Origin of the sequence: Streptomyces humi (assembly GCF_001005085.2) — a bacterium.
Lineage (GTDB): Bacteria > Actinomycetota > Actinomycetes > Streptomycetales > Streptomycetaceae > Streptomyces > Streptomyces humi.
In genome coordinates, this window is record NZ_LBMU02000021.1 from 24,682 (window position 1) to 49,733 (window position 25,052).

Consider the following 25,052-nt stretch of genomic DNA (forward strand, 5'->3'; position numbering starts at 1 on the left):
AGGGTTAGTGACAACGGAACCCCACAAGGAGATCGCACACCATGAGCATCGTCGTCACCGGAGCCACCGGACACCTCGGCCGCCACGTCGTGAACCAGCTGCTGGAGAAGGTCCCGGCCGAGCAGATCACCGCCGTCGTGCGCGACGAGACCAAGGCCGCCGACTTCGCGGCCAAGGGCGTGAAGATCGCCGTCGCGGACTACAACACCCCCGAGACCTTCGACGGCCTGTTCGCCGCCGACGACAAGGTGCTGCTGATCTCCGGCAACGAGTTCGACAAGGGCCGTCCCGCGCAGCACCAGGTCGTCATCGACGCGGCCAAGGCGGCCGGTGTGGCCCTGCTCGCGTACACCAGCGCCCCGGGCAGCCTGAAGGCCACCCTGGTGGACGACCACCGCACCACCGAAAAGGCGCTGCTCGCCTCCGGTCTGCCGTACACCCTGCTGCGCAACGGCTGGTACCACGAGAACTACACCGAGAACCTCGCACCGGTCCTGGAGCACAACGCGGTCGTCGCGGCCGCCGGTGAGGGCCGGGTCTCCTCGGCGTCCCGCGCGGACTACGCGGCCGCCGCGGTCGCCGTGCTGACCGGCGAGGGCCACGAGAACCAGACGTACGAACTGGGCGGCGACACCGCCTGGAGCTTCGCCGAGTACGCGGCCGTGGTCGCCGAGCAGACCGGCAAGGAGATCGCCTACAACTCCGTGCCCGGCGAGGTGCTCCAGGGCATCCTCACCGGCGCCGGCGTGCCCGAGTTCTTCGCGGGGATCCTGGTCGACGTCGACGCGTCGATCGCCAAGGGCGAGCTCGTCGTCGACTCCGGTGACCTCTCCCGGCTGGCCGGCCGCCCGACCTCCCCGATCTCGGAGGCCGTCGCCGCCGCACTCAAGGGCTGACCTGCCCCGACGACCTCGCCCCGGTCTGTCATGACCGTATACCGATACGGCCATGACAGACCGGGGCGCTCGGCGCTACCTTCGTCCAGATGCGATGAATCAGGGGACGAGGAGGGCCGGTGGCCGGGATATCGAAGGGTGCCGAGACATCCGAGGGTGGATCACAGGGCGAGTCGAAGGGTGAGCAGCGGACGGGGTTGCTCAACGGCATCGCCGCCTACGGGATGTGGGGGCTGGTCCCGCTCTTCTGGCCGCTGCTGAAGCCCGCCGGGTCGGTGGAGATCCTCGCCCACCGCATGGTGTGGTCCCTGCTCTTCGTCGCCGCCGCCCTGGCCTTCGTACGACGCTGGGCCTGGGCCGGCGAACTGCTGCGCCAGCCGCGCCGACTTGCCCTGGTGGCGGTCGCCGCCGCCGTGATCACCGTCAACTGGGGCGTCTACATCTGGGCCGTGAACGCCGGCCACGTGGTGGAGGCCTCCCTCGGCTACTTCATCAACCCGCTGGTCACCATCGCCATGGGCGTGCTGCTGCTGAAGGAGCGCCTGCGGCCCGCGCAGTGGGCGGCGGTGGGCGTCGGCTTCGCCGCGGTCGTCGTCCTGACCGTCGGCTACGGGCAGCCGCCGTGGATCTCCCTCACCCTCGCCTTCTCCTTCGCCACCTACGGTCTCGTCAAGAAGAAGGTCAACCTCGGCGGCGTGGAGTCACTCGCGGCGGAGACCGCGATCCAGTTCCTGCCCGCGCTCGGCTATCTGCTGTGGCTGGCCGGCCACGGCGACTCCAGCTTCCTCGACGACGGCGCCGGGCACGCGGCCCTGCTGGCCTCCACCGGCATCGTCACCGCCGTCCCGCTGGTCTGTTTCGGCGCCGCCGCGATCCGCGTCCCGCTCTCCACGCTGGGCCTCCTTCAGTACCTCGCGCCGGTCTTCCAGTTCCTGCTCGGCATCGTCTACTTCCATGAGGCCATGCCCGTCGAACGCTGGGCCGGTTTCGCGCTCGTCTGGCTCGCCCTCTCGCTGCTCACCTGGGACGCGCTGCGCACCGCCCGCCGTGCCGCGCGGGCGCTCGCGGCGGCAGCGGCCCTACCACGGCCCGCGGCACCTGCGGCGGAGAGTCCCGCGAGTCCGGTGTGAGGCCCGGCGCCGTCGGCTATAAGTGGGCGGCATGACGCAGACGCCCGCACCCCTGCACTGGAAGCTCGTCGTCGACGCCCGTGACCCGCACGGGCAGGCCGACTTCTGGGCCGCCGCGCTGCACTACGTGGCCGAGGACAACAGCGCGCTCGTCGAGCACCTGCTGGAGTCGGGTGCGCTGCCCGGTGCCGCCACCGTCGAGTACCACGGCCGCGCCGCCTTCCGCGATCTCGTCGCCGTACGGCACCCGGACGACCCGTACGACGAGGAGCGCGGGACGGGGCTGGGGCGGCGGCTGCTGTTCCAGCGGGTGCCGGAGGCGAAGGCCGGCAAGAACCGGCTCCACATCGACCTGCACGCCGGGGACGGGACGCGGTCGGAGGAGGTGGCACGCCTGGAGGCGCTGGGCGCGACGGTGCTGCGGCACGTCTCCGAGCCGGCCGGCGCGTGGACGGTGATGGCCGACCCGGAGGGCAACGAGTTCTGCGTGCAGTAGCGGTCTCACCGGGCTGTGCGGTGCGGTGCCGGGGCGTGCGTGCCGGTATGTCGCGCATGTCGTGCATGTCGTGCCGGATCCGGGGCGGGCCCGGCGGGGCCCCGAGGCGGCTCAGGCGTTCTCCGCCGCGCGGCGGGCGCGTTCCGTCAGGCGGGTCATCCGGGCGCGGGCCGAGTCCAGTTCCTCCACGTCGTCGGCCGCCGGGCCCTCCTCGGTGGTGAGTCCGCTCCACAGGTCGATCAGGTCACGGCCGAGGCGGAGTCCGTACTCCGGATCGCGTACCGCGCGCCACGCGGTGGCCGCGCTGCGCACGTTGCCGTACGCGCCCTCGCCGTCGCCCGCCCGACGGTGCTGCCGGGCCAGCTCCAGGGAGAGATGGAAGGCGCGCTCCGGATCGCCCGCCAGGTAGGCGATGTACGCGGTCAGTCCGCGCAGGTGCAGTACTTCGGTGTGCTCCTCGCCGAACGCGGCGGCGGCCTCGGCGACCGTCTGCTCCGCGAGTTCGGCGGCCCTCTCGATACGGCCCGTCCGGACGGCCTCGTTGATGCGCGCCACCGACTCGGTGAGCAGCGCGGCCCCCTCGACGGTCACGGTCACCGGCTCGTCCCCGAGCACCTCCTCGGCGACCGCGTCGAACCCGCGGGCCGGGGTGTGCCTGGGGTCGGGGTCGAGGGCGCGGACGGCCTCGGGAGAGATGAGGGGCTCGGGGCGGGGCTGGGGACGCGTATCCGGGCGGGACACCGACCGGGGCCCGTTGAGCGCCTGGGCCGGTACGGCCGCCGGGACGAACGTCCCGCCCATGGCGGGCGGCGGCCCGAAGACCCCGGTCGGCGGCCGGACCGCGCCGAGGGCCACCGGGTCCGACACCGGCGCGGGCCGCTCCGGCACCGGCGCCGACCGCTCCGGCTCCGGCACCGGCACCACTCGTGGCGGGAACGCGGGCGGCGACGCCGGCGGTGCCTGTGCGATCGCCGGCTCCTCGACGACCCGCAGCCCAGCGGCCCGCCGGTCCTCCTGGGGCCGCCGCTCCGACGCCTCGGACCGGACCGGCACGGCCGCGTTCGGCTCCGCGGGTACGGCCATCCGCACCGGCTCACCGGTGAAGCTGCTGGAGCCGTCCAGGTTTACCCGGAGGCTGACGACAAAGCCGATACGGGCGTCATGGACGGTGGCGAGGACGGGACGGCCGCCGGCGCGGGCGAGGCGCTGGAGGTGGTTGAGCACCGTCTGCTGCGGTTCCTCTCCGGGTGCCGGGAACAGCGGTACGCCGTCCACGGTGGCGCCACCGCCCGTCACACGGACCTCGACCGGTTCCGCCGGCTCGGCGTCCTGCTGAGCTTCCCGCTTCGTCTCGCGGCTGAGTCGGGACATCGGCCCTCATTCCCCCGGCGTCACCGTCCGGTCGTACCCGTGCGTACCGTCCAGTCTGGCCGCTCGCCCCGGCTCACGCGTCACCACGACGTCACAGCCTCGCATCAGGAAGGGGCCGCCATGCGGTGGTGGCCACCGGCCCCTGGGCCCCTGCCCCCTGCCCCGCCGGCCGCCTGGCCCCTGGCGCCCCGACCCCTGGTCGCCTGGCCCGCTGGCCCGCTGACCACCTGACCCCTGGCCTAATTCAATGCATGCACATAAGATGCATACGCCTCTATTCACTGCACGCTGTTCACCTGGGGGATCTCATGACGCGCCGTTTCCTGTTCGTGCTGGGCAGCGCCCGCTCGGACGGCAACACCGAACTCCTGGCCCGCCGAGCCGCCGAACAACTGCCCGTCGACGTCGAGCAGCAGTGGATCAGCCTCGCCGAGCATCCGCTGCCGGACTTCGTGGACCTGCGACGCGACAGCGACCATGTGCGCGCGCCCTCGGACAGCGCAGCCGGCCTGCTGCTCGACGCCACGCTCGCGGCGACGGACATCGTGATCGCCTCGCCGGTGTACTGGTACTCGGTGTCCGGCCTCACCAAGCGCTACCTGGACTACTGGTCGGGCTGGCTGCGCACGCCCGGCGTCGACTTCAAGCAGACCATGGCGGGACGCACCCTGTGGGGAGTCGCCGCGCTGGCGGACCACGAGCCGTCGGTCGCGGACCCGTACGCCGGCCTGCTCCACAACTCGGCCGCCTATCTGGGCATGCGCTTCGGCGGTGTGCTGCTCGGCAACGGCAGCGCCCGCGGTGACGTGCTCCGGGACGCCGCGGCGCTGGCCCGGGCCAAGGAGTTCTTCACCGGGGAGGCTCCCCCGGCCCGGTTCGCCCACGCGTCGGCCTGAGTGCGGCCACCGACGCCCCGTGGCGCGTGCGGCGGCGGCCGGAGTACGCCCGGACTACGCGGCGATGTCCTTCGTCGTGAAGCGCGCCCATGCCGCCGAACCGAACACCGCCACGTACAGGGCTTGCAGTTCCAGGTTCCTGATCAGGTCGTGCCAGTAGACGGGATCGCGCACGAGATCGGCGAAGGACAGCCAGTAGTGCGAGAAGAAGTACGGCTGGAGTGCGTGCAGCTGGGGTATCTGGTCGAGGATCTGGACGGTGATGAGCAGGCCGACGGTCGTCGCCATCGCCGCGATACCGCTGTTGGTGAGCGTGGAGACGAACAGGCCGAGCGCGGCGATGCCGGTCAGTGAGGCGGCGACCACCAGCGCGATCAGCAGGGCGCGGCCGAGTCCCTCGGTGAAGGAGATCTGCGTGCCCGAGATGGTCGTCAGGTCACCGAGGGGGAACAGCAGCGCACCCACGGCGAGGGCGGAACCCGCCACCACCAGGGTGGCGAGCAGGCAGAAGGCCATCGTCGTCGCGTACTTGGCGAGCAGCAGGCGGGTGCGGCCGGCGGGGGCGACCAGGAGATAGCGCAGGGTGCCCGCGTTGGCCTCGCCCGCGATCGCGTCGCCGGCCACCACTCCGACGGCCATCGGCAGGAAGAACGGCAGGGTCGCGGCCAGCGCGGTGAACACCAGGAACAGCCCGTTGTTGGTGACCTGCGAGATGAACGCGGGCCCCGCGCCGCCGTCCCGGCCGCCCGGCCCGTCGCCGCTCGTCTCGATCTTCACGGAGATGCCGACCAGGATCGGCACCGCGGCCAGCACGCCCAGCAGCGCGAGGGTCCGCCACCGCCGCAGGGTGGTGACCAGTTCGCTGCGCAGCAGCCCGAGGGTCCACAGCGGGTTCGGCCGTACGACCGGATCCGGTGCGGCCGGGTTCGGTACGGCCGGGTTCGGTACGGCCGTCACGTCAGCCTGCGACATCGAAGCCCTCTCCGGTCAGTGCCACGAAGGCGTCCTCCAGCGAGGCCCGTTCGACCGTGAAGCCGCGGACCCTGACGCCCGCCGCGACGAGCGCCGCGTTCACCTCGGCCAGGTCGCGCTCGGGCGGTTCGCCGGTCACCCGGTCTTCCGTCACGACCACGTCGGTGACGCCCTGCTCCTTGAGCACGCGGACCGCCTCCCCTGGGTCCGGGGTGGTCACCGCGAGCCGGCCGCGGGCCCCGGCCGCCAGGTCGGCGACCGCGCCCTGGGTGATCAGCCGGCCCTGCGCCATCACCGCCGCGTGGGTGCAGACCTGCTCGATCTCGTCGAGGAGGTGGGAGGAGAGGAACACGGTCGTACCGTCTCCGGCGAGTTCCCGCACCAGGGAGCGGATCTCCCGCATGCCCTGCGGGTCGAGACCGTTGGTCGGCTCGTCCAGGACCAGCAGCTTCCGGGGCTGGAGCAGCGCGGCGGCCAGCCCCAGACGCTGCTTCATGCCCAGGGAGTAGGCTCGCGCCTTCTTCGCCGCGGCGGCCGTCAGACCCACCCGGTCCAGCGCTGCCCCGACCCGCGCCCGCCGGGTGCGCGGGTCGGCGGTCGGGTCGGCGGCGTCGTACCGGAGCAGGTTGTCCCGGCCGGAGAGGAAGCCGTACAGCGCGGGGCCCTCGATGAGGGCGCCGACCTGCGGCAGGACGGCACGGGAGGCGCGCGGCATGGGGCGGCCCAGGACCCGGGCGGTGCCCGAGGTCGGCGTGATCAGGCCCATCAGCATGCGGATGGTGGTGGTCTTGCCGGAGCCGTTCGGACCGAGGAAGCCGAAGACGCTGCCCGCCGGGACGGTCAGGTCGAGACCGTCCACGGCGAGCTGTCCGCCGCCGTAGCGCTTGGTGAGGCCGCGGGTGGCGATGACGCTCCCGCCCGCCGAGGCGTCGTCGCCCGACGCGTCGCCCTCGGAGGCGGCGCCCTCCGGAGCGGCCTCCCCCAGGACGTCGTCGGCCGGGCCCGGGTCCTCCGGCTGCCGCTCCGTGGCGGACGGTCGGTCCATCGGCTCCTCGATTCGTCCTGGCCTGCGGCACAGGGTACGGCCGTACCCTGTGCCCCTGTGCCGACCCCTCGCGAGCCCGCGTTCGCCGCCCTCACCAGGGGCTAACCCGCGTTCGCCGCCCTCGCCAGGGGCTAGCCCGCGTTCGCCGCCTTCACCAGGGCCGCCTTGTCCACGGCGCCGACGTACACCTTGCCGTCGTCCGTGATCAGCGCGTTGATCAGCCGGGTGGAGAAGACGGTGCCCTTGCCGAACTTTCCGGAGACCGGGTCGCCGAGCGAGCCGAGGAAGCCGCTCAGGTCGCCCGCCTTGCCGGAGGCGGAGCCCGTGGGCAGGCCGCCCTTGCTGCCGGAGTCGAGGACGGCTATGGAGTTCCAGCCCTTGCCGAGGACGTCGAAGCCGTCCTTCGCCAGGTCCTTGGGGGCGCCGTTGCCGGGCGTCCCGCTGCCCTTGCCGCTCTCGCCGCTGTCGCCGTGCCGGTCGGACCCGCCCGTCCGGTCGGCCTTGTCGCCCTCGGTGACCTTGGCGCCCTTGGGCGGGGTGAAGTCGAAGGTGGACGCGGCCGGCTTGGCGAAGCTGACCTGGGTGTAGCCGGCGTCCACGACGGCCGCGCCGCCGCTCGACGGGGTGAGCGTGAACTTCAGCGGCGTACCGGTCTTGGCGTCCACCGCGATGCTGATCGCGCCCACCGTCGTACCGGACTGCTTGGGCTTGATGACCAGGCGGTAGGCGTCCCGGCCGGCCACCTGGGCGGTGCCGTCGACCTTCACCGACGTGGTGTCGTCGACCGATTTGAGGACCTCGTCGGCGAAGTCCTTGGGCGTGGCCGGGGTTTCGTGCTGCTCCTTGCCGGAGTCGGCGGCGGTGGAGTGGTAGACCTCGTTGGACTTGCTGTCGTAGCCCCAGACGTCCGTGCCGTTGTGGATGAGGCTGTACTCGGCGCCGCTCTCCAGGAGCGAGACCTTCTGCTTCTCAGGGCCGTCGGCGGCCACGCGCAGGGTGTGCGTGCCCGAGGCGAGCTCGGTGAGTTTGGCGGTCGGGTCGGCGGAGGAGTCGCCCCCGCCGCCTTGGGCGGCGCCGGACATCAGGCTGTTCTCCAGGCCGCCGAGGTCGGGCAGCCCGAGGTCCGTGCTGATCTTCACGGTGCCGGACAGCTGCTGCACGTCCGACTTGGCGATCTTGTCGATGAGTTCCTGCGCGGTGATCTTCGGCAGGTCGGGGTCACCGGAGTCGGCGAGCGCCGGGACCAGGCCGATCGTGGCCGCGGCCACGCCCATCACCGCGACCGGCACGACGTACCGTGTGGCCTTGCGGCGCCGCTCGGCGCGCCGTTCGTCGTCGGCCTGCACGGTCTCCGTGCTGTCGTCGGATTCGTACGGTGCCATGTGTGCCTTACCTCCGTCGTCGGCGGCGGCCGTCCTCGCACGTGTCCCACCCTGAGCCGCCATTCTCACCCGAATCGGTGAGTGGTGGTGATTTCCGTGGTTTCCATCTCACCAAATCGGGGGCCGGTAAGCGTCAGACCGGGGAGCCAACTCCGCGTACGCCTGCGGTATGATACGAGGGTGCGGGCGCCTCCCCCGACCCGTAGGGGTCGTACGGGGAAGGCGCCTCCGGTGAGCCGGGCGAGAGGGTCCGGTCTCGCTGCTCAGACCACCTTGCGGGGCCTGTCCGGGCTCGCAGGGCACTGCTTGTCGGGGCGGGTCAGCGGTGCTGCACGAACACGTAGTCCGCGCGGTACGGGACACCGACGACGGCGCCCGGGGTGCAGGAGCCCGCCGGCGCGACGCCGCCGGCGGTGTTCAGGCGCAGGATCTCGACGGTGTGCGCGAGGAGCCCGTGCTTCTTGCCGGACGGGGTGGCCCTGAGGTCCAGTTCGGGGATGTTCCCGGTGCCGTTGGGTGTCTTGGTCAGGACCGCTCCGGTGACCGCGCTGCCGTCGGGCGCCACCCACTGCGGGGTGCCGGAGTCCGGCGCGACGAAGGAGTGACGGATGCCGCCGCCGAGCTTGGCGCTGACGTCACGCTGGGCGAAGGCGTAGCCGCCGCCGTCGGCGGCCTTGCACTCGTAGATCTGCCGACCGGTGACCACGGAGGCCTGGAAACCGCCGCCCTTCAGATCGGAGACCGTCGTGACAGCGTGCAGTTGGCCGCGGACGGCTCCGCCGGGGAACTCGGCGGTGTGCAGGTTGGCGTAGAAGGCGCCCGGGTCGGCGGTGAGGCGCCCGAGCAGGGCCCGGTCGGTGACCTTGACGCTGCCGGTGACGGTATGGCCCTTGATCTTCTTCAGCAGCTTCCCGAAGTCGATCACGACACCGCCGTTGGTGTCCTTGGCGCCCTGGTGGATGTGCAGACCGGTGGGCCTGCCGGTGCCGCGCCAGGTCACGGCGACGGTCACCTTGTCCCCCTTGACCTGGATGAACTCCAGTGCGGCGCCGTCCTTGTCCCCGACGGCGGGTGCGCCGGCGACGGGCACCTCGGCGGCGCCGCGCAGACTGGCGGCGAGGACGACGGAGCCGGTGGAACGGTCGGAACGGTGGCTGGTGGCGGCTGCCGCCGGGACGACGGCAGCACTGAGCGCGGTCACGGTGACGGCGACGACGAGACTCGTACGGCGCGTGGCATGGACGACCATGATTCCGATTTCTCCCCCTGTGTCAGCCGACGCCCCCTGCGTCAGCTTCTGGGGAGAGGTACGGAACGAGTCGCAGATTGGACTCAGTCCAACAATGTGACGTAGGTCACCTTGGAATGCCCACTCGCGGACTCACCCGAGGGACCCGCGGACCTAGCCGGCCCGGTGCACCACCGCGTCGCACATCTCCACCAGCGCGGCCTTCGGGTCGCACTCCGGCAGCGGCGCCAGCGCGGCCCGCGCCTCCTCCGCGTACCGGACGGCGTCCCGCCGCGCCTCCTCCAGCGCCGGATTCGCCCGCAGCCCGGCCAGCGCGCGCGCATGCCGGGCGTCGTCCGTCAGATCGGCGTCCAGCAGCTCGCACAGCGCGATGTCCTCGGCCAGCCCAAGCCGGGCCGCCCGCTCCCGCAGCCGCAGCACGGGCAGCGTGGGGACGCCCTCCCGGAGGTCCGTGCCGGGGGTCTTCCCGGACTCGTGCGAGTCGGAGGCGATGTCCAGGACGTCGTCGGCGAGCTGGAAGGCGACGCCGAGCCGTTCGCCGTACTGGGTGAGGACGTCCACGACCGTCTCGTCGGCGCCGGACATCATCGCGCCGAAGCGGCAGGAGACAGCCACCAGGGAGCCCGTCTTGCCGCCGAGGACGTCGAGGTAGTGGTCGACCGGGTCACGCCCGTCCGACGGGCCCGCGGTCTCCAGGATCTGGCCGGTCACCAGCCGCTCGAACGCGAGGGCCTGGACCCGGACCGCCTCGGGCCCGAGGTCGGCGAGGATCTGCGAGGCGCGGGCGAACAGGAAGTCGCCGGTGAGGACGGCGACGGAGTTGCCCCAGCGGGTGTTGGCGCTGTCGACACCGCGCCGCACGGTGGCCTCGTCCATGACGTCGTCGTGGTACAGGGTGGCGAGGTGGGTCAGCTCGACGACGACGGCCGACGGCACGACACCCGGCGCATAGGGGTCACCGAACTGCGCGGCGAGCATCACCAGCAGCGGCCGGAACCGCTTCCCGCCGGCCCGCACGAGATGCTGTGCGGCCTCCGTGATGAACGGGACCTCGCTCTTGGTGGCCTCTAGCAAGCCTTCCTCGACAGCCGTCAATCCGGCCTGGACATCGGCTTCCAGAGCCTGGTCCCGCACGCTCAGCCCGAACGGCCCGACGACGGTCACGAGGGATCTCCTGTCTGCTGGTGTCTACTGGCGATTACACGGTTTGTCGATAGGTCGCTGCCCTCACTCAAGTCAGCGTATCCGGTCAGGTTTCGATCACCGATAGCGCCCACGGTTACACCCCGGGCGCTATCGGATCACGACCGGTATGTTTTTGATCAGCTGATACGACCCGATATCCACCGACTTAACAGGAACCGCGGGCGCTTGTCCCGGATCACGGCTTACGTCGTGTCCCGCCCGCGCCCCCCCCTCGGCCGATGTCACCCGCCCGGGCGTACCCCCTTCGCCGCACACCGAAGCCGCCGGGACACCCCGTGCCCGAACGGGGGCACCTCACACCTGCCCCCTCACCCTCATCACGGGCGCCCGTACGGGCGCGCGCACGGCGACCCCACCGCCTCCCGTCGAGGCGGCGGGCCGACACACCTCCGGCGACGCCCCCGCCCCCTTTCGGGTGACCAGAATCACGCGCGGTTCCGCGCCGTAACTCCCGGCCTCTCCCCCGGCCTTGACGCACGCATCCGTCAACACGTCAGCCAGGTGCGGCCGATGGCACGCACCCCCGTCCGGAGCCCCGCGAGGCGGCAAGAGGAGCAGGGCGCAAACAATCCCGGAACGGTCGAATCGCCCCCGAGAATCCCAATCCAAATTTAATATGACAATTTGGACAATCTCTGAAATCCCGTGCACCCCGGACCACTTCGCAAGCCACGAAGGGGCGTCACGGGCGCATTCCATGAATCCCTCATGTCCGTTTTACCGCAATTGCTGTTTCGTGAAGTAGGTCACTCGGGGCGATATGCCGCAAGCGCCCTGAGGCGCCCCTTCCTTTCCTTTCCCTGTGCGCCAGTTGGGGCTTGGCGACCGCAAAGGATCAAGTGCCCCATACGCCTCAGACAAAGGTCAATCGGTGTGTTGTGTGAATCCACCCCTTGTTCCGGACATGTGCTCTCGCATACGTTCCCGCTCGCCGGGCGGACGCCGAATCCTGCCGCCGCCCGTCGTAACCCATCGACGAGTTCATTCGTACGGCAGGAGCGGGGGACCCAGGTAAGTCGCCGGACCGGGCGGCCGACGTCATCGACCGACGTCGTTTCCGGAACGGCTAGGGGTGAAGTCGCATCGCCTTCGGGCGGCGCGGCGGGGCACTCCCCGGGCCCGAACCCGACAGCTCACCTCGCAGGCGACGGAGAGGAACCACGCCATGCCCGCTGCCGCCCAGCTCCGCCGCACCCGCATCGCCCGCACGCTCGCCGCCGTCGGTACCGGCGCCGCCGTGCTCGCCCTTCCGCTCATCGGCGCGACCGCCGCCTCGGCCGCCACTCCCGCCACCACCCCGACGGTCTCGACGACGCCCGCCGGGTACCCGAACAACCTCGACGGCTGGATCCGCGAATCGCTCGCGATCATGCGCGAGAAGAGCATTCCGGGCTCCTACAACGGCATCTACCGGAACGTGATCCGCGAGTCCTCCGGCAACCCGAGGGCCATCAACCTCTGGGACTCCAACGCCGCCGCCGGCATCCCCTCCAAGGGCCTGCTCCAGGTGATCGACCCGACGTTCAACGCCTACCACGTGGCCGGCACGTCGTTCGACATCTACGACCCGGTCGCGAACATCACCGCCGCGTGCAACTACGCCGCCGCGCGGTACGGGTCCATCGACAACGTCTACGGCGCGTACTGACCGACGCCCCGTATCAGACGAAGAGTCTTTCGAGGACGACGGCGATGCCGTCGTCCTCGTTCGACGTGGTGATCTCGTCCGCCCTCGCCCTGAGTTCGGGGTGCGCGTTGGCCATCGCCACCCCGTGGGCGGCCCAGTCGAACATCGGGATGTCGTTGGGCATGTCACCGAACGCGATGGCCCCGTCGGGGCTCAGCCCCAGATGATCGGCGGCCAGCGCGAGACCGGTCGCCTTGGTCACCCCGCACGGCTGGAGTTCCACGGTCCCCGGTCCCGACATGGTGACCGTCGCCAGCGAACCCACCACCGCGCGGGCGGTCGCCGCCAGTTCGTCGTCGGACAGGGCGTGGTGGCGCAGCAGCACCTTGCTGATGGGCGCGCACCACAGGTCGTCACGCCGGTCGACGCGCAGCGCGGGCAGCGTGGGGTGGGGCATCAGGTAGCCCGGTTCGATGAGCGTGAGCCCGTCCACGCCGTCCTGGTCGACCGCCGCGTACACCTGGCCGACCTCCGCCTCGATCTTGCCGAGCGCGGTCTCCGCCAGCTCCCGGTCCAGGGTGACCGACCACAGCAGACGGTGCGCGCCGGCGTCGTACACCTGCGCGCCCTGGCCGCAGACCGCGAGTCCCGTGCAGCCGAGGTCGTCGAGGAGCGGGCGCACTCTCGGCGCGGGGCGGCCCGTCACCACGAGGTGCGTGGCGCCGGCCCGGCCGGCCCGTGCGAGCGCGGCGAGCGACCGGTCCGAGAGGGTGTCGTCGGCGCGCAGCAGCGTGCCGTCCAGGTCGGTGGCGATCAGTGAGTACGGGGAGGGTGCGACCATGATCAGAGAATACGGACAGCACGCCCCAGGGACTCACTGTGCGTTTCGGCCTCAAGTGGCGTCCGCCGCCTCGGTGATGGGGCGTTGTCGGTGTGGCCGGTTACGTTCACGGTGATCTGGTGGCACCGAGCTGACGGGGGCGGTCGTGGTGACGGACGGGACGGGAGATCTGCGGGCGTATCTCCTGGATGCCTCGACCGGGGTGCTGGAGCGGTTCCCGGCGGAGCTGCGGACCGAGATCTACGCACTGTCGTTCCGTATCTGGCGTGTGGACGACGACAAACGCAGACCGTATGTGGCGATCGGTTACAACACCGAGCGCCAGTACGAGGCCGAAAGACGTCTGGCGGATCCGGGCGAGGCGCGCTGGCACTACGCGTACTGGCTTCTCGACGGCTTCGAGATGCTGGGCAACTGCCCGGAGGACCCGGCCGGGGGCGCGTTGTACGTCGAGGAGGTGCGGGAGCTCGGACTCTGGTTCGACGGGGGCGCCGAGGACGCCGAACTGGACGCGAAGCACGAACTGTTGGGGCTGCACTTCGCGGACGCGTGTATACAGCTGGCCCGTGATCTGCATGCCGGGGGCCGCATCGAGAGGGCCCTCGGCCGGCCGCTGCCGGTGGTGGTGTTCGACATGTACTGCCCGGGGTGGGAGGTGGAGGCCACCGAGGCGGCCAACCCGCCCGCGCTGATCGAAAGGTTCCTGGCCTGGCAGCGGGCCGAGGGAGAGGGGTAGCCGACCCGCGACGGGCCGAGGAGGGCCCGGCGTCCCTCTCGGGAACGCGGGGCCCTGCCTTGTGGCCGGGCTGCCACGTGGCCGGGCTGCCTCGTGGTGGGCTACCTCCTGGTGGGCTACCTCGTGATCGTGCCGGAGCCCCGGCGGTTGGTGCGCCAGAGCTGGTAGAGGTGCTTCGCGCCCGGTCGCACGAAGCGCGCGAGCATCGTGACGAACGGCATCGGGTCGTCACCCGCGAACCAGGCCAGTTCGGTCCCGCTCGGCCGCCCGGGCGCGTGCGGTGTCGTGTAGCCGCTGCGGCGGTACGCCAGGAGGGCGGGCAGGTCGATGTTCTCCACGACGTACCGGTGGCCGGCTCGCTGTTCCCCCTCCGGAACTCGGCGTCCGGTCAGGTCCAGGTGCATGGCACGGACCACGTCCACACCCGACTCGCTTTCGAAGAGCCGGAACTGGGCGCCCATGCGCGGGTTGAAGTCGAGCAGCTTGTAGCGCCCGTCACGCCGGTCGAAGCGCAGGTCCAGGTCGATGATGCCGGTGAAGCCGATCTGCTTGATGAAACGCGCGGCGAGGTCGGCGAGTTCCGGATTGTCGACGACGTACGCGTTCGCGGTCATGCCCGCGTGCGGCGGCCACGACCGGACCTTCACTCCGGTGAACAGGGCGCGCGGGGTGGAGTCGGCGTCGAAGTAGGCGTGCACGATCCAGTCCTCCGCCTCCTCTCGCGGCAGGTACTCCTGGAGGATGACGCCCGGAGGGGTGCCCCAGTCGCGGGCGAGGGTGAGCAGACCCTCCCGGGTGGCGATCCGCGTCGTTCCGTTGACGGCGGGCCGTTCGCGCCGGACGAACGCCTCTCGGTTCTTGGCCACGATCGGGAAGCGCGCCTTCTCCGCGAAGTCGACGATCTCCTCGTACGACTGCGGGAACGCTGCTTCCGGACTGGGGATGCCGTGTTCCACGCACAGTTCGTGCAGCCCCTGCTTGCTGGCCAGCCGACGCGGCAGCCCGGGCTCCACGCGCGGGAAGAGGAAACGCTCGCCGAGTGCGTCCTGATGCTCGGCGATCAGGACGGCGGCCTCCTCGTCGGTGGGGATCAGCACGGCCGGCCGGCCGATACGGCGGCCGACGCGCAGCAGTCCCTCGACGAGACGGTCCGGTTCCTCGGCGCCTGTCGTAGGCCACACGAACGCCCGTTCCAGATAACGGGACGAGGCCGCCGGTGTGTACGCGTCCTCCGTGATCGCGTACATGGGCACGCCGAGGCGCCCCAGACTGCGAATCGCGCCGACTCCGCCGTGGTGCAGCGGATAGTCGCCGAACTTGACGATCAGGCCCGGCACGTCGCGGTCCGCCTCGAACGGCACGCCGACGGCATTCCTGGCCACGGGTCCCCCCACGTGTCCCCCCTACAGACCGGACCCACCCCGTCCGTGTCCCCCAAAGGACGCTAAGCCGGAATTGCACCCTCCGACAAGGTCTATTCGGACATTGCGAACTCTTTAGACACTGCCACGACAGCCAACTCACCCGTAACGTGTGGCGCGACCACATGGAATGCCGCGCAACGCCCTGGCCGTGTCCCCACATGGCCAATCCCAAGCGGCACGGATGAGAGCGAGGCAGCCACCCCATGCCCCCCTTGCCCCCCTTCGAGGTCCCCGAGGGTGACCCCTTCGGCCCGCACAACCTTCCGTATGGCGTGTTCTCGACCTCTGGGAGCACGGACCGGAGGGTCGGCGTCCGGCTCGGTGACCACGTCCTGGACGCCGGAGCCGCGGCCCTGGCCCTCGGCTCCCCGTACGCCTCCCTGCTCGCCCGCCCGACCCTGAACCCGCTGCTGGCGGCGGGCCGCACCACCTGGTCGGACGTACGGCGCGCAGTGACCGCGTGGGTGAGCGTCCCCGCGCACCGCGCGACGCTCGAACCCCTCTTCCACCCGCTGTCCGAGGTGACTCTCCACCTGCCCTTCGAGGTCGCCGACTACGTCGACTTCTACGCCTCCGAGAACCACGCCCGGAACGCCGGCCGCATCTTCCGCCCCGACGCCGCCGAGCCGCTCACCCCCAACTGGAAGCACCTGCCGATCGGTTACCACGGCCGCGCGGGCACGGTCGTGGTGTCGGGAACGGACGTCGTGCGACCGTCGGGCCAGCGGAAGGCGCCCTCGGACCCGGCACCGGTGTTCGGACCGTCGGTACGGCTGGACATCGAGGCCGAGGTGGGCTTCGTCGTCGGCGCGCCGTCGCGGCACGGCGAACCCGTCGCGCTGGGCGACTTCCGGGACCACGTGTTCGGACTCACGCTCCTGAACGACTGGTCGGCACGTGACATCCAGGCCTGGGAGTACGTCCCGCTCGGCCCGTTCCTCGGCAAGTCGTTCGCCACCTCGATCTCGGCGTGGATCACCCCGCTGGAGGCACTGGAGGAGGCACGGGTGGCCCCGCCCCGGCGGACGCATCCGCTGCTGCCGTACCTCGACGACTCCACCGAGGAACCCACCGGCTACGACCTGCGGATCTCGATCGCCATCAACGGGCAGACGGTGTCCGAGCCACCGTTCTCCACCATGTACTGGACCGCCGCCCAGCAACTCGCCCACCTGACCGTCAACGGCGCCTCGCTGCGCACCGGCGACCTGTACGGCTCCGGCACGGTGAGCGGCACGGAGCCCGGGGAACGCGGCTCGCTGCTGGAGCTGACCTGGAACGGACAGGACCCGCTCGAACTCCCCGACGGGAAGCGGACCTACCTGGAGGACGGTGACGTGGTGACCCTGTCGGCGTGGGCTCCGGGGCCGGGCGGGAGCCGGGTCGGGCTCGGAGACGTCAGCGGGCGGATCGTGGCGGGGTGACGGGCGGCCGGCGCACCTGATCCGGGGCGGCGGGGCGCGCTGGCACGGTGGCACGGTGCGCGCGGAAGGGGCATCGAGGACGGGTGCGTACGGCGGGCGTGGCGGGACCATGGAGACGATTCCCGGATGGAGGAGAGAGCGCGGATCCTCGAGCCCGGATCCTCGTCGGCACCTGACTCCAGGCGCCTCTCACCGTCATACTGGCGTAACACGCACCATGCGACGCGCTCGTACGCGCACGGTGCGAGGCGGCGGCGCGCGGGCCACGAAACGCACCGGCGTACGCAGCCTGTCGCACAACGGCCTGTCCCCCCGCACCACCCGCCCAGCCTCCCGCGCACCTCTCCGATCAGGAAACGGAGCCCCGGCATGACCGTCTGCCTGCTCCTGCTGACCACCGTCGCTCTGACGGCCGCGGTTCCGGTGCCGCGTGCACTGGTGCGGGCCCTGTGGCCGGAGCGCGAACCGGTGGTCGCGCTCTGGGTGTGGCAGTGCCTGGTCGCCACGGTGCTGATGTGCTGCCTGGCCGCGCTGGTCCTGGGTGCCGCGGCGGTCTTCCACACCGTGCGCGACAGGGTGTTTGCCCCGGCGCCACCGGCGGTCACCGCGGCGTACGACCTCTCCGTGGCGCCCCTGTGGGCGGTCGTCCTGACGGTGCTGCTGGCGTGCGGGGCGGCATGGACGACGGCGATGCTCGCCCGCGAGCTCGTCGAGGCCCGCCGGGGCCGCGACCGTACCCGCGCCCACCTGCGCGAGCGGGCGCCGGAACTGCCCGCGGGCCTGCCGGCGGCACGTGGGCCGATGCTGGTGCTGGAGGACGAGTACCCGGACGCCTGGTGGATGCCCGGGCACCCGCCGCAGCTGGTCGTCACGACAGGAGCGCTGCACCGCCTCACCGACCACCAGCTGGACGCGGTCCTCACCCACGAACGGGGACACGCCCGCGCCCACCACGACTGGCTGCTCCACCTGTCCAGCGCTCTCGCCACGGGCTTCCCGCGGGTGCCGCTCTTCTCCCACTTCTGCGACCAGACCCACCGGCTGGTCGAACTGGCCGCCGACGACACCGCGTCCCGCCGCTGCGGCCACCTCACCACCGCGCTGGCCCTGATCGAACTCAACCAGCACCGCGGAGTCCTCTCCTGCGCGTCGAGCCGCCGGCTGCTGGGCGAGCGGGTCGACCGCCTCCTGGAGCCACCTCCACGGCTGCTGCGCCGCCAGCGGGCCCTGACGACGACGGTGGCCGCGCTGATCCCCCTGCTGCCCCTCCTGATCACGTTCGCACCGGGGCTGACGGCACTCGGCTAGGACATGTTCCTGCGCACACCGGCGCCCCAGTGGCAGATCTTCCTCACACCGCCACAAAACCGCAGCTCAACGGCGTGTCCGACGAGGCCTCAGGTGGCGCAACATTTCCGCAACACCCCATTCCCTACCGCATCGGTATGGTTCCAGCCATGCCACCCACCGACCGCATCCGAGACCACGCCGGTCAGGGCGCCGCGACCACGGTCGCCGCCCACCGGGCGCGTCGCCGGCTGCGTGCGGACCAGGCCAGGCAACTCGCCGACCTGCTGCGTCACCAGATCCTCACCGGCGCCTGCCCGGACGGCACCCTTCCCCACGAGACCACCCTCGCCACCGACTACCGAGCCACCCGCAACACCGTCCGTCAGGCTCTGGACCTGCTCCGGGCGGAGGGCCTGGTGGACCGGCTCCCCGGCGTGGGCACCGTGGTCGTCGCCCAGAAGTACCCGCACGGACTCGACCGCCTGATGGGCCTCGCGGAAACCCTCCACGAGCACGGCCAAGTCACCAACGAGGTCCGCACCGTGGGCCCCGCCCCGGCACCCGCCCCCGTCGCCGGACGCCTCGGCGTTCCGGCTGGCGCAGACGTCCTCTACATCGAACGCCTGCGCCACCTGAACGGTCTCCCCCTCTCCCTCGACCTCACCTACATCCCCCTGGACATCGGCACCGCGCTCCTCGGTGCCGACCTGGAGAACAACGACGTCTTCAGGCTCCTGGAATCGATCACCGGTCAGCCCCTGGGGCATGCCGAGATCACCCTGGAAGCGGTGAACGCGGACGCCCACTCCGCCGCCGTGCTCCAGGCCCCGCGCGGCGCGGCCGTACTGATGCTGGAACGGCTCACGCACCTCGCCGACGGCCGCCCCGTCGACCTCGAGTTCATCCGCTTCCGCGGCGACCGCATCACCATGAGCGGCCTCCTGCGCCGCTCCCTCTGACCCCTCGCTGACCCGTTTCCTGGAGACAGCCATGCCTCTGGCGCCCCAGCGGGCCGATGTGCCCGTGACCATCGACGAGTCCAAGTGCATCGACGGCTGCACGCTCTGCGTGGACATGTGCCCGCTGGACTCCCTCGCCATCGACGAGAGCAACGGCAAGGCCTACATGCACGTCGACGAGTGCTGGTACTGCGGCCCGTGCGCGGCCCGCTGTCCCACCGGAGCCGTGACGGTCAACATGCCCTATCTGCTCCGGTGAGAGGCCCAGAACCCCGATGAAACACAAAGCGATCGCCGTCGCCGCTGCCCTCCTTCTGCTGCCCCTGTCGGCCTGCGGCGGCAGCGCCCAGGCCGGCGACGGCAACACGGTCACCATCACCGTCGGCTACCAGTCCAAGACCATCAACACCGTCACGGCCGGCACCCTGCTGCGCTCCCTCGGTTACTTCGAGCGGCAGCTCGACGCCCTCCACGACGGTCACACGTACAAGGTCGACTGGCAGGACTACGCCACGGGCGCCCCGATCACCGCGCAGATGACCGCCGGGAAGATCGACATCGGTTCGATGGGTGACTTCCCGCTGCTGCTGAACGCGGCCCGCGGCAAGCAACTCGGTCAGCCCACGCACCTGGTCTCCGTCACCGGCTACAACCTCCGCGGTGGCCTCAACACGGTGGTCACCGCGCCCGGCTCCACACTGACGTCCTTGACGGACCTCAAGGGCAAGAAGGTCTCCACGAGTATCGGCTCGGCTGCCGACGGCACGCTCGTACGCGCCCTCCAGCGGGCCGGGATCGACCCGGACAAGGGCATCTCGAAGCTCAACCAGCAGCCCGCGGTGGGCGCGTCGGCCCTGTCGGCGGGCAGCGTGGACGCGCTGTCCCAGTTCGTGGCCTGGCCGGGCCTGCTCGCCTACCAGGGCAAGGCGAAGGCCCTGTACGACGGCGCTGAGCTGAACCTCCCCACGTTCCACGGCGTCACCGCCCGCGAGGCGTTCGCCAAGCAGCGGCCCACCGTCCTGGAGGCCTTCCTGAAGGCCCAGGCCGAGGCGACCGACTACCTCAACGCCCACCCGGTGACCGCCGCGGAGAAGGTCGCCAAGGCGACCGGCCTGCCCGCCGAGGTCGTCTACCTGTACAACGGCGCCCACGGCATCGCCACCTTCGACCCCGCGGTGAAGCCGGCGCTCGTCTCCGCGTTGAAAGAGGACGTGTCGGTTCTGAAGGCGGCGAAGCTGACCGGTGACGTCGACGTGGACTCGTTCGTCGACGACCAGTACGTGAAGAAGGCTCTGGGCGGTGCCGACTACACCAAGCGGCTCGCCGTCGGCCCCGCGGCCTCCGCGAGCGAGGTATGGCCCAAGGGAGCCGAGAAGACCACCAGCTTCGGCTCCCCCAAGGAACTGCTCGCGTACGTCGGCAAGCACAGCGGGGGCATCCGCGCCGCATATGTTCCCGACGCCACCACCGGCACCCTCTGGTTCGCCGACAAGGCGGTGTGGGTCGCCGACGGTGAGCAGTTGCTGCCGTTCGTGACGCAGGCAACCGCGCAGGCGTACGTCGGCGCGCACGCCGGTGCGCAGGTCGTCGGTTACAGCGACGCGTTGCGGCGGGCCGCGTCGTGAGCCGGTATGTCCTGCGGGCGGCGTCGCTGGCCGCCGCCCTGGGGCTGTGGCAGGCGCTGACCAGCTTGAAGGTCGACCTGTGGCTGCGTTTCTCGCAGTTCCCGACGGTCACCGACGTCGCCCGTGCCTTCGCCGACCGGGTCTCCGGCGCCGACTACTGGACGAACCTCACCGAGAGCCTGACCCGTATCCTCACCGGCTTCGCGCTGGCGGCCGTGCTGGGGGTGGCGACCGGTGTGCTCGTGGCCCGTTCCCGGCTCGCCGAGGACCTGCTCGGGCCCGTCCTGGAGGTGATCCGGCCGATCCCGGCGATCGCCCTGGTGCCGGTGGCGATCCTCCTGTTCCCCTCCAATGAGCAGGGCATCGTCTTCATCACCTGCACCGCGGCCTTCTTCCCCGTGATGGTCTCCACCCGGCACGCGGTGCGCGCCCTCACTCCGGTGTGGGAGGAGGCGGTGCGCACGATGGGCGGCGGGAGGTGGCGGATCCTGGGTTCGGTGGTGCTGCCGGGCGCGCTGCCCGGCATCTTCGGCGGGCTGTCGGTCGGTATCGGTGTGTCGTGGATCTGTGTGATCTCCGCGGAGATGATCTCCGGTCAGTACGGCGTCGGCTACCGCACCTGGCAGGACTACACGGTCGTCAACTACCCGGGGGTGTTCGTCGGGATGGTCACGATCGGGGTGCTCGGCTGGGTCACCTCGACGGCCGTCGAACTCCTCGGCAGGCGTCTGACCCGCTGGCTGCCCCGTACCTCGTACGTCCCCGGCGGCCGTCCCCGCGCTGTGGTGCCCGCGGCCGTCGTCACGGTCGCGGTGCAGGCCGACGGCGAGTCCCAGAAGCAGTCCGATGCCGAGCAGCAGGACCGCGACGGCACCGATCAGGAGGCGCGCGATGAGCACTTCGTCTGAGGTCGCGGTAGCGGCGGCCGCTTCGGCGCCGGAGGTGGCACGTGGTGCCCGCCTGACGCTCGGCGCGGCCGTGCTCGGCCGGCCGGACGCCCCGGTGCTGCACGATGTGGCGCTGGATGTACGCCCCGGCGAGATCCTCACGGTCGTCGGGCCCTCGGGGTGCGGCAAGTCGACGCTGTTGCGCACGTTCGCGGGGCTGTTGGCACCGCTGGCCGGGACGGTCGCGCAGGACGGGAGCCCGTTGACGGGTCCTTCGGCCGACCGGGCGCTGGTCTTCCAGGAGGACGCGCTGCTGCCCTGGCGCACGCTGCGCGGCAATGTGGAACTGCCCCTCGCCATCAAGGGGGTGTCACGTTCCGAACGCCGTGCCCAGGCCGCGTCCTGGCTGGCGCGGGTCGGGCTGTCCGAGCAGGCGGGGCAGTTGCCGCACCGGGTGTCCGGCGGGCAGCGCCAGCGTGCGCAGTTGGCGCGGGCGCTGGCCGGCTCGCCGCGGGCGGTGCTCATGGACGAGCCGTTCGGGGCGCTGGACGCCCAGACCCGTTCCGGCATGCAGGACCTGCTGGTGGAGGTGTTGCGCGGCACGGGGGCGACCGTCGTCTTCGTCACCCATGACGTGGACGAGGCGCTGTTCCTCGGTGACCGGGTCGCCCTGCTCGCCGCCGGCCGGGTGGCGTCCGTACGGGACGTGCCGCGTCCGCGTGAGCGCGGCGCCCTCGACGACCCTGCTCGCGCGGCCCTGCGCCGTACCGTCCTGTCTTCGTTCGGCATCTGAAAGGCATCCCGGTGACCACCCCCGCTGACGCCCCCGCGCCCGCCCCTCTGGACGTTCCCGCCGTCGCCGACGCCGAGGAGCTGATCTGCGACGTCCTTGTCGTCGGCGGTGGCACCGCCGGAACCATGGCCGCCCTGACCGCCGCCGAGCACGGCGCGAGCGTGCTGCTCCTGGAGAAGGCCCATGTCCGGCACTCCGGGGCGCTCGCCATGGGCATGGACGGTGTCAACAACGCGGTCGTCCCGGGCCGGGCAGAGCCCGACGACTACGTCGCCGAGATCACGCGCGCGAACGACGGGATCGTCGACCAGTCCACGGTCCGGCAGACGGCGACGCGCGGCTTCGCCATGGTCCAGCGCCTGGAGTCGTACGGGGTCAAGTTCGAGAAGGACGAGCATGGCGCGTACGCGGTCCGCCAGGTGCATCGCTCCGGTTCGTACGTACTGCCGATGCCGGAAGGCAAGGATGTCAAGAAGGTCCTGTACCGGCAGTTGCGGCGTCGTGAGATGCGGGAGCGGATCCGTATCGAGAACCGGGTGATGCCGGTTCGGGTGCTGACGGCGGGTGGGCGCACGGTGGGCGCGGCGGGTTTCAACACCCGGACGGGGGCGTTCGTGGTCGTCCGCGCGGGGGCGGTGATCCTTGCGACCGGTGCGGCCGGACGGCTGGGGCTGCCCGCCTCCGGGTACCTGTACGGGACGTACGAGAACCCGACCAACGCCGGTGACGGTTACGCCATGGCCTACCACGCCGGGGCGGAACTGACGGGGATCGAGTGTTTTCAGATCAATCCCCTGATCAAGGACTACAACGGGCCTGCCTGCGCGTACGTCGCCAATCCGTTCGGGGGTTACCAGGTCAACCGGCACGGTGAGCGGTTCGTCGACTCCGACTACTGGTCGGGGCAGATGATGGCGGAGTTCGCCGCCGAGGTGGCGTCCGACCGTGGTCCGGTCTACCTGAAGCTGAGCCATCTCCCCGAGGAGTCGGTCTCCGCTCTGGAGTCGATCCTGCACTCCACCGAGCGGCCCACCCGCGGCACCTTCCATTCCGGGCGGGGGCACGACTACCGGACCCATGACGTCGAGATGCACATCTCCGAGATCGGGCTGTGCGGCGGTCATTCCGCTTCCGGGGTCCGGGTCGACGACCACGCCCGGACGACCGTCCCCCGGCTGTACGCCGCCGGTGACCTGGCCTGCGTCCCGCACAACTACATGATCGGCGCCTTCGTCTTCGGTGACCTCGCGGGTGCGGACGCCTCCCAGTACTCGGCGTACACAGGGGAGTTGCCGGCCGGCCAGGTGCGTGAGGCGCACGAGTTGATCTACCGCCCGCTGCGCAATCCCGACGGCCCGCCGCAGCCCCAGGTCGAGTACAAGTTGCGCCGCTTCGTGAACGACTACGTGGCTCCGCCGAAGTCCGGGGCCCGGCTCTCCCTCGCCCTGGAGTCCTTCGAGCGGATGCGGGACGACATCGCCGCCATGGGTGCTCGGACCCCGCACGAGCTGATGCGGTGTGCCGAGGTCAGTTTCATCCGCGACTGCGCGGAGATGGCCGCTCGTGCCTCCCTGGCCCGTACGGAGTCCCGCTGGGGTCTCTACCACGACCGGATCGATCACCCCGAGCGTGACGACGCCTCCTGGTTCCATCATCTCGATCTGCACAAGTCCCCCTCTGGTGCGATGGAGTTCACGGCTCGTCCCGTGGCTCCGTATCTGGTGCCGGTCGAGGAGTTCACCCCGGTCGGCGGTCCGTCCCGGTTCATCGGCGAGGTGCGGGCGCTGGACGTGGCCACGGCGGGCGCACGTGACGTGCCGCCGGTGGCGACCGGGCCGGTGGCCGGCCTGGCCGCGCGGACCGTGGAGCCGGACCGGGCGGAGCCGGCGTCCCCGCGTCTGCTGGAGCTCCTCGCCCTCGCCGAGGAGGAACCCGAACTGGCTGCTCTGGCGCCCTATTTGGCGGACGACGACGCCTCTGTCCGCCGTACCGCCGTCTCGGTGCTCACGGAGACGGCTCCGGCGGGGACCGGGCAGTCGCTGGCCGGTGCGCTGGCCGATCCCGATGCCGGGGTGCGTTCGGCGGCCGCCGCCTCGCTTCGGGAACTGGTCGAGACGCTCCCGGCCGAACCCGCGCTGCGCGACGCCCTCGCCGGCGCGCTGACCGTGGCGGACCCTGTCGTCCGGGCCGCCGCGCTGGACGTGCTGCGGGCGCTGCGTCTGGGTGACGCCGACCTGTTCGCCGTGTCCCTCCGCGACGCGGATCCGGCGGTGCGGATCGAGGCGGTGCGGGCGCTGGTCTCGGTGGACGCCGCCGAGGCGTTGGCCCGTGCCGTGGCCGACCCGTCCCGTGAGGTGCGGGTGACGGTGGCGAAGGCCCTCGGGACGGTGGGGGCGGCCGGAGCGGCCCCGCAGCGGGACGGTGTCCTGGACGCCCTCGTCACGCTCACCGGCGATACCGATGTGCTGGTCCGGGGCGCGGCCTACGAAGCCTTCGCCGGTGTCGGCTGTCCGGTGCCGGCGGCCGAGACGGCGGTGGCCGCCTTGGCCGACCCTGCCTGGCAGGTACGGGTCGGCGCCGCCAAGGCGCTGGGCGCCGCCGCTGCCGGGGTGGCGGTGCCGGCCCTCGCGAAGTCCCTCGCCGACCCGAACGCCGACGTCCGTAAAGCGGCCGTCCTCGCCCTGACCCGGCATGCCGCCGTCGAGGAGGCGGCCCGGGCGGCGCTGGCCACGGCGACGGCGGACTCGGACGCGGATGTCAGGGCGTATGCGGCGAGGGGCCTGTAAGCCACCCCGCCGGCATC

Annotated in this window: 22 protein-coding genes and 1 riboswitch; of the genes, 14 read left to right on the top strand and 8 right to left on the bottom strand. The window is 71.4% G+C overall.

Annotation, left to right across the window (positions count from 1 at the left end):
- Positions 1-41: 41 nt before the first annotated feature.
- From AAW13_RS07635 to AAW13_RS07645, 3 genes are all read left to right on the top strand, one after another.
- Positions 42-896: an SDR family oxidoreductase gene (locus tag AAW13_RS07635; RefSeq protein WP_046726417.1), complete on the top strand. Its 855-nt coding sequence runs from the start codon at positions 42-44 to the stop codon at positions 894-896.
- Positions 897-1,120: 224 nt separating this feature from the next.
- On the top strand, positions 1,121-2,026 hold the full coding sequence (rarD, locus tag AAW13_RS07640) for an EamA family transporter RarD (RefSeq protein ID WP_107483271.1): 906 nt from the start codon (positions 1,121-1,123) through the stop codon (positions 2,024-2,026).
- A gap of 31 nt (positions 2,027-2,057) precedes the next feature.
- Positions 2,058-2,522: a VOC family protein gene (locus tag AAW13_RS07645; RefSeq protein WP_046726418.1), complete on the top strand. Its 465-nt coding sequence runs from the start codon at positions 2,058-2,060 to the stop codon at positions 2,520-2,522.
- A gap of 111 nt (positions 2,523-2,633) precedes the next feature.
- Here AAW13_RS07645 and AAW13_RS07650 read toward each other — a convergent pair whose 3' ends face one another.
- The gene (locus AAW13_RS07650) at positions 2,634-3,893 is read right to left on the bottom strand and encodes a hypothetical protein (RefSeq protein WP_046726419.1); all 1,260 of its coding nucleotides are present in this window, start codon (positions 3,891-3,893) and stop codon (positions 2,634-2,636) included.
- Positions 3,894-4,201: 308 nt separating this feature from the next.
- Between AAW13_RS07650 and AAW13_RS07655 the strand changes: the two genes are divergently transcribed.
- Positions 4,202-4,789 carry a flavodoxin family protein gene (locus AAW13_RS07655; protein ID WP_046726420.1) on the top strand — a complete coding sequence of 196 codons (588 nt, stop codon included), beginning with the start codon at positions 4,202-4,204 and terminating at the stop codon, positions 4,787-4,789.
- 54 nt (positions 4,790-4,843) lie between these two features.
- Here the strand turns inward: AAW13_RS07655 and AAW13_RS07660 are convergent, their stop codons facing one another.
- From AAW13_RS07660 to AAW13_RS07680, 5 genes are all read right to left on the bottom strand, one after another.
- Positions 4,844-5,761 carry an ABC transporter permease gene (locus AAW13_RS07660; protein ID WP_046726421.1) on the bottom strand — a complete coding sequence of 306 codons (918 nt, stop codon included), beginning with the start codon at positions 5,759-5,761 and terminating at the stop codon, positions 4,844-4,846.
- Positions 5,748-6,806 carry an ABC transporter ATP-binding protein gene (locus AAW13_RS07665; protein ID WP_107483270.1) on the bottom strand — a complete coding sequence of 353 codons (1,059 nt, stop codon included), beginning with the start codon at positions 6,804-6,806 and terminating at the stop codon, positions 5,748-5,750. The genes AAW13_RS07660 and AAW13_RS07665 overlap by 14 nt, the downstream gene beginning before the upstream one ends.
- A gap of 131 nt (positions 6,807-6,937) precedes the next feature.
- Entirely contained in the window at positions 6,938-8,188 is a 1,251-nt protein-coding gene (locus AAW13_RS07670) for a LolA family protein (RefSeq protein ID WP_046726422.1), read from the bottom strand.
- 319 nt (positions 8,189-8,507) lie between these two features.
- Positions 8,508-9,437: a CHRD domain-containing protein gene (locus tag AAW13_RS07675; RefSeq protein ID WP_046726423.1), complete on the bottom strand. Its 930-nt coding sequence runs from the start codon at positions 9,435-9,437 to the stop codon at positions 8,508-8,510.
- Between the two features lie 153 nt (positions 9,438-9,590).
- A complete protein-coding gene (locus AAW13_RS07680) occupies positions 9,591-10,601 on the bottom strand; it encodes a polyprenyl synthetase family protein (protein ID WP_046726424.1) in 1,011 nt (336 codons plus the stop codon).
- Positions 10,602-11,606: 1,005 nt separating this feature from the next.
- A riboswitch (cyclic di-AMP (ydaO/yuaA leader) is annotated at positions 11,607-11,805 on the top strand.
- A 3-nt stretch (positions 11,806-11,808) separates the two neighbouring features.
- On the opposite strand from AAW13_RS07680, the gene AAW13_RS07685 reads away from it, so the two are divergent.
- Positions 11,809-12,291, top strand: a complete 483-nt coding sequence (locus tag AAW13_RS07685) for a transglycosylase SLT domain-containing protein (protein WP_046726425.1) — start codon at positions 11,809-11,811, stop codon at positions 12,289-12,291.
- Positions 12,292-12,304: 13 nt separating this feature from the next.
- Here the strand turns inward: AAW13_RS07685 and AAW13_RS07690 are convergent, their stop codons facing one another.
- A complete protein-coding gene (locus AAW13_RS07690; RefSeq protein WP_046726426.1) occupies positions 12,305-13,111 on the bottom strand; it encodes an HAD family hydrolase in 807 nt (268 codons plus the stop codon).
- 145 nt (positions 13,112-13,256) lie between these two features.
- Between AAW13_RS07690 and AAW13_RS46580 the strand changes: the two genes are divergently transcribed.
- Entirely contained in the window at positions 13,257-13,847 is a 591-nt protein-coding gene (locus AAW13_RS46580; protein ID WP_240528558.1) for a hypothetical protein, read from the top strand.
- Positions 13,848-13,963: 116 nt separating this feature from the next.
- Here AAW13_RS46580 and AAW13_RS07700 read toward each other — a convergent pair whose 3' ends face one another.
- Positions 13,964-15,208 carry a carboxylate--amine ligase gene (locus tag AAW13_RS07700; protein WP_046726427.1) on the bottom strand — a complete coding sequence of 415 codons (1,245 nt, stop codon included), beginning with the start codon at positions 15,206-15,208 and terminating at the stop codon, positions 13,964-13,966.
- A gap of 275 nt (positions 15,209-15,483) precedes the next feature.
- On the opposite strand from AAW13_RS07700, the gene fahA reads away from it, so the two are divergent.
- The 8 genes from fahA to AAW13_RS07740 all read left to right on the top strand — a co-directional run bounded on the left by fahA (position 15,484) and on the right by AAW13_RS07740 (position 25,035).
- On the top strand, positions 15,484-16,695 hold the full coding sequence (gene fahA / locus AAW13_RS07705; RefSeq protein ID WP_046726532.1) for a fumarylacetoacetase: 1,212 nt from the start codon (positions 15,484-15,486) through the stop codon (positions 16,693-16,695).
- A gap of 369 nt (positions 16,696-17,064) precedes the next feature.
- Complete coding sequence (locus AAW13_RS07710; RefSeq protein ID WP_046726428.1) at positions 17,065-18,003, top strand: M56 family metallopeptidase; 939 nt, start codon at positions 17,065-17,067, stop codon at positions 18,001-18,003.
- Between the two features lie 149 nt (positions 18,004-18,152).
- Positions 18,153-18,944, top strand: coding sequence for a GntR family transcriptional regulator (locus tag AAW13_RS07715; protein ID WP_046726429.1), 792 nt, complete (start codon positions 18,153-18,155; stop codon positions 18,942-18,944).
- Positions 18,945-18,975: 31 nt separating this feature from the next.
- A complete protein-coding gene (locus tag AAW13_RS07720) occupies positions 18,976-19,203 on the top strand; it encodes a 4Fe-4S dicluster domain-containing protein (RefSeq protein WP_010986276.1) in 228 nt (75 codons plus the stop codon).
- A gap of 16 nt (positions 19,204-19,219) precedes the next feature.
- Entirely contained in the window at positions 19,220-20,569 is a 1,350-nt protein-coding gene (locus AAW13_RS07725; protein WP_046726430.1) for an ABC transporter substrate-binding protein, read from the top strand.
- Positions 20,566-21,477 carry an ABC transporter permease gene (locus tag AAW13_RS07730; RefSeq protein ID WP_046726431.1) on the top strand — a complete coding sequence of 304 codons (912 nt, stop codon included), beginning with the start codon at positions 20,566-20,568 and terminating at the stop codon, positions 21,475-21,477. Before AAW13_RS07725 ends, AAW13_RS07730 begins: the two co-directional genes overlap by 4 nt.
- Positions 21,461-22,249, top strand: a complete 789-nt coding sequence (locus AAW13_RS07735) for an ABC transporter ATP-binding protein (RefSeq protein ID WP_046726432.1) — start codon at positions 21,461-21,463, stop codon at positions 22,247-22,249. The genes AAW13_RS07730 and AAW13_RS07735 overlap by 17 nt, the downstream gene beginning before the upstream one ends.
- Before the next feature lie 11 nt (positions 22,250-22,260).
- On the top strand, positions 22,261-25,035 hold the full coding sequence (locus AAW13_RS07740; protein ID WP_046726433.1) for a fumarate reductase/succinate dehydrogenase flavoprotein subunit: 2,775 nt from the start codon (positions 22,261-22,263) through the stop codon (positions 25,033-25,035).
- Positions 25,036-25,052: the final 17 nt, after the last annotated feature.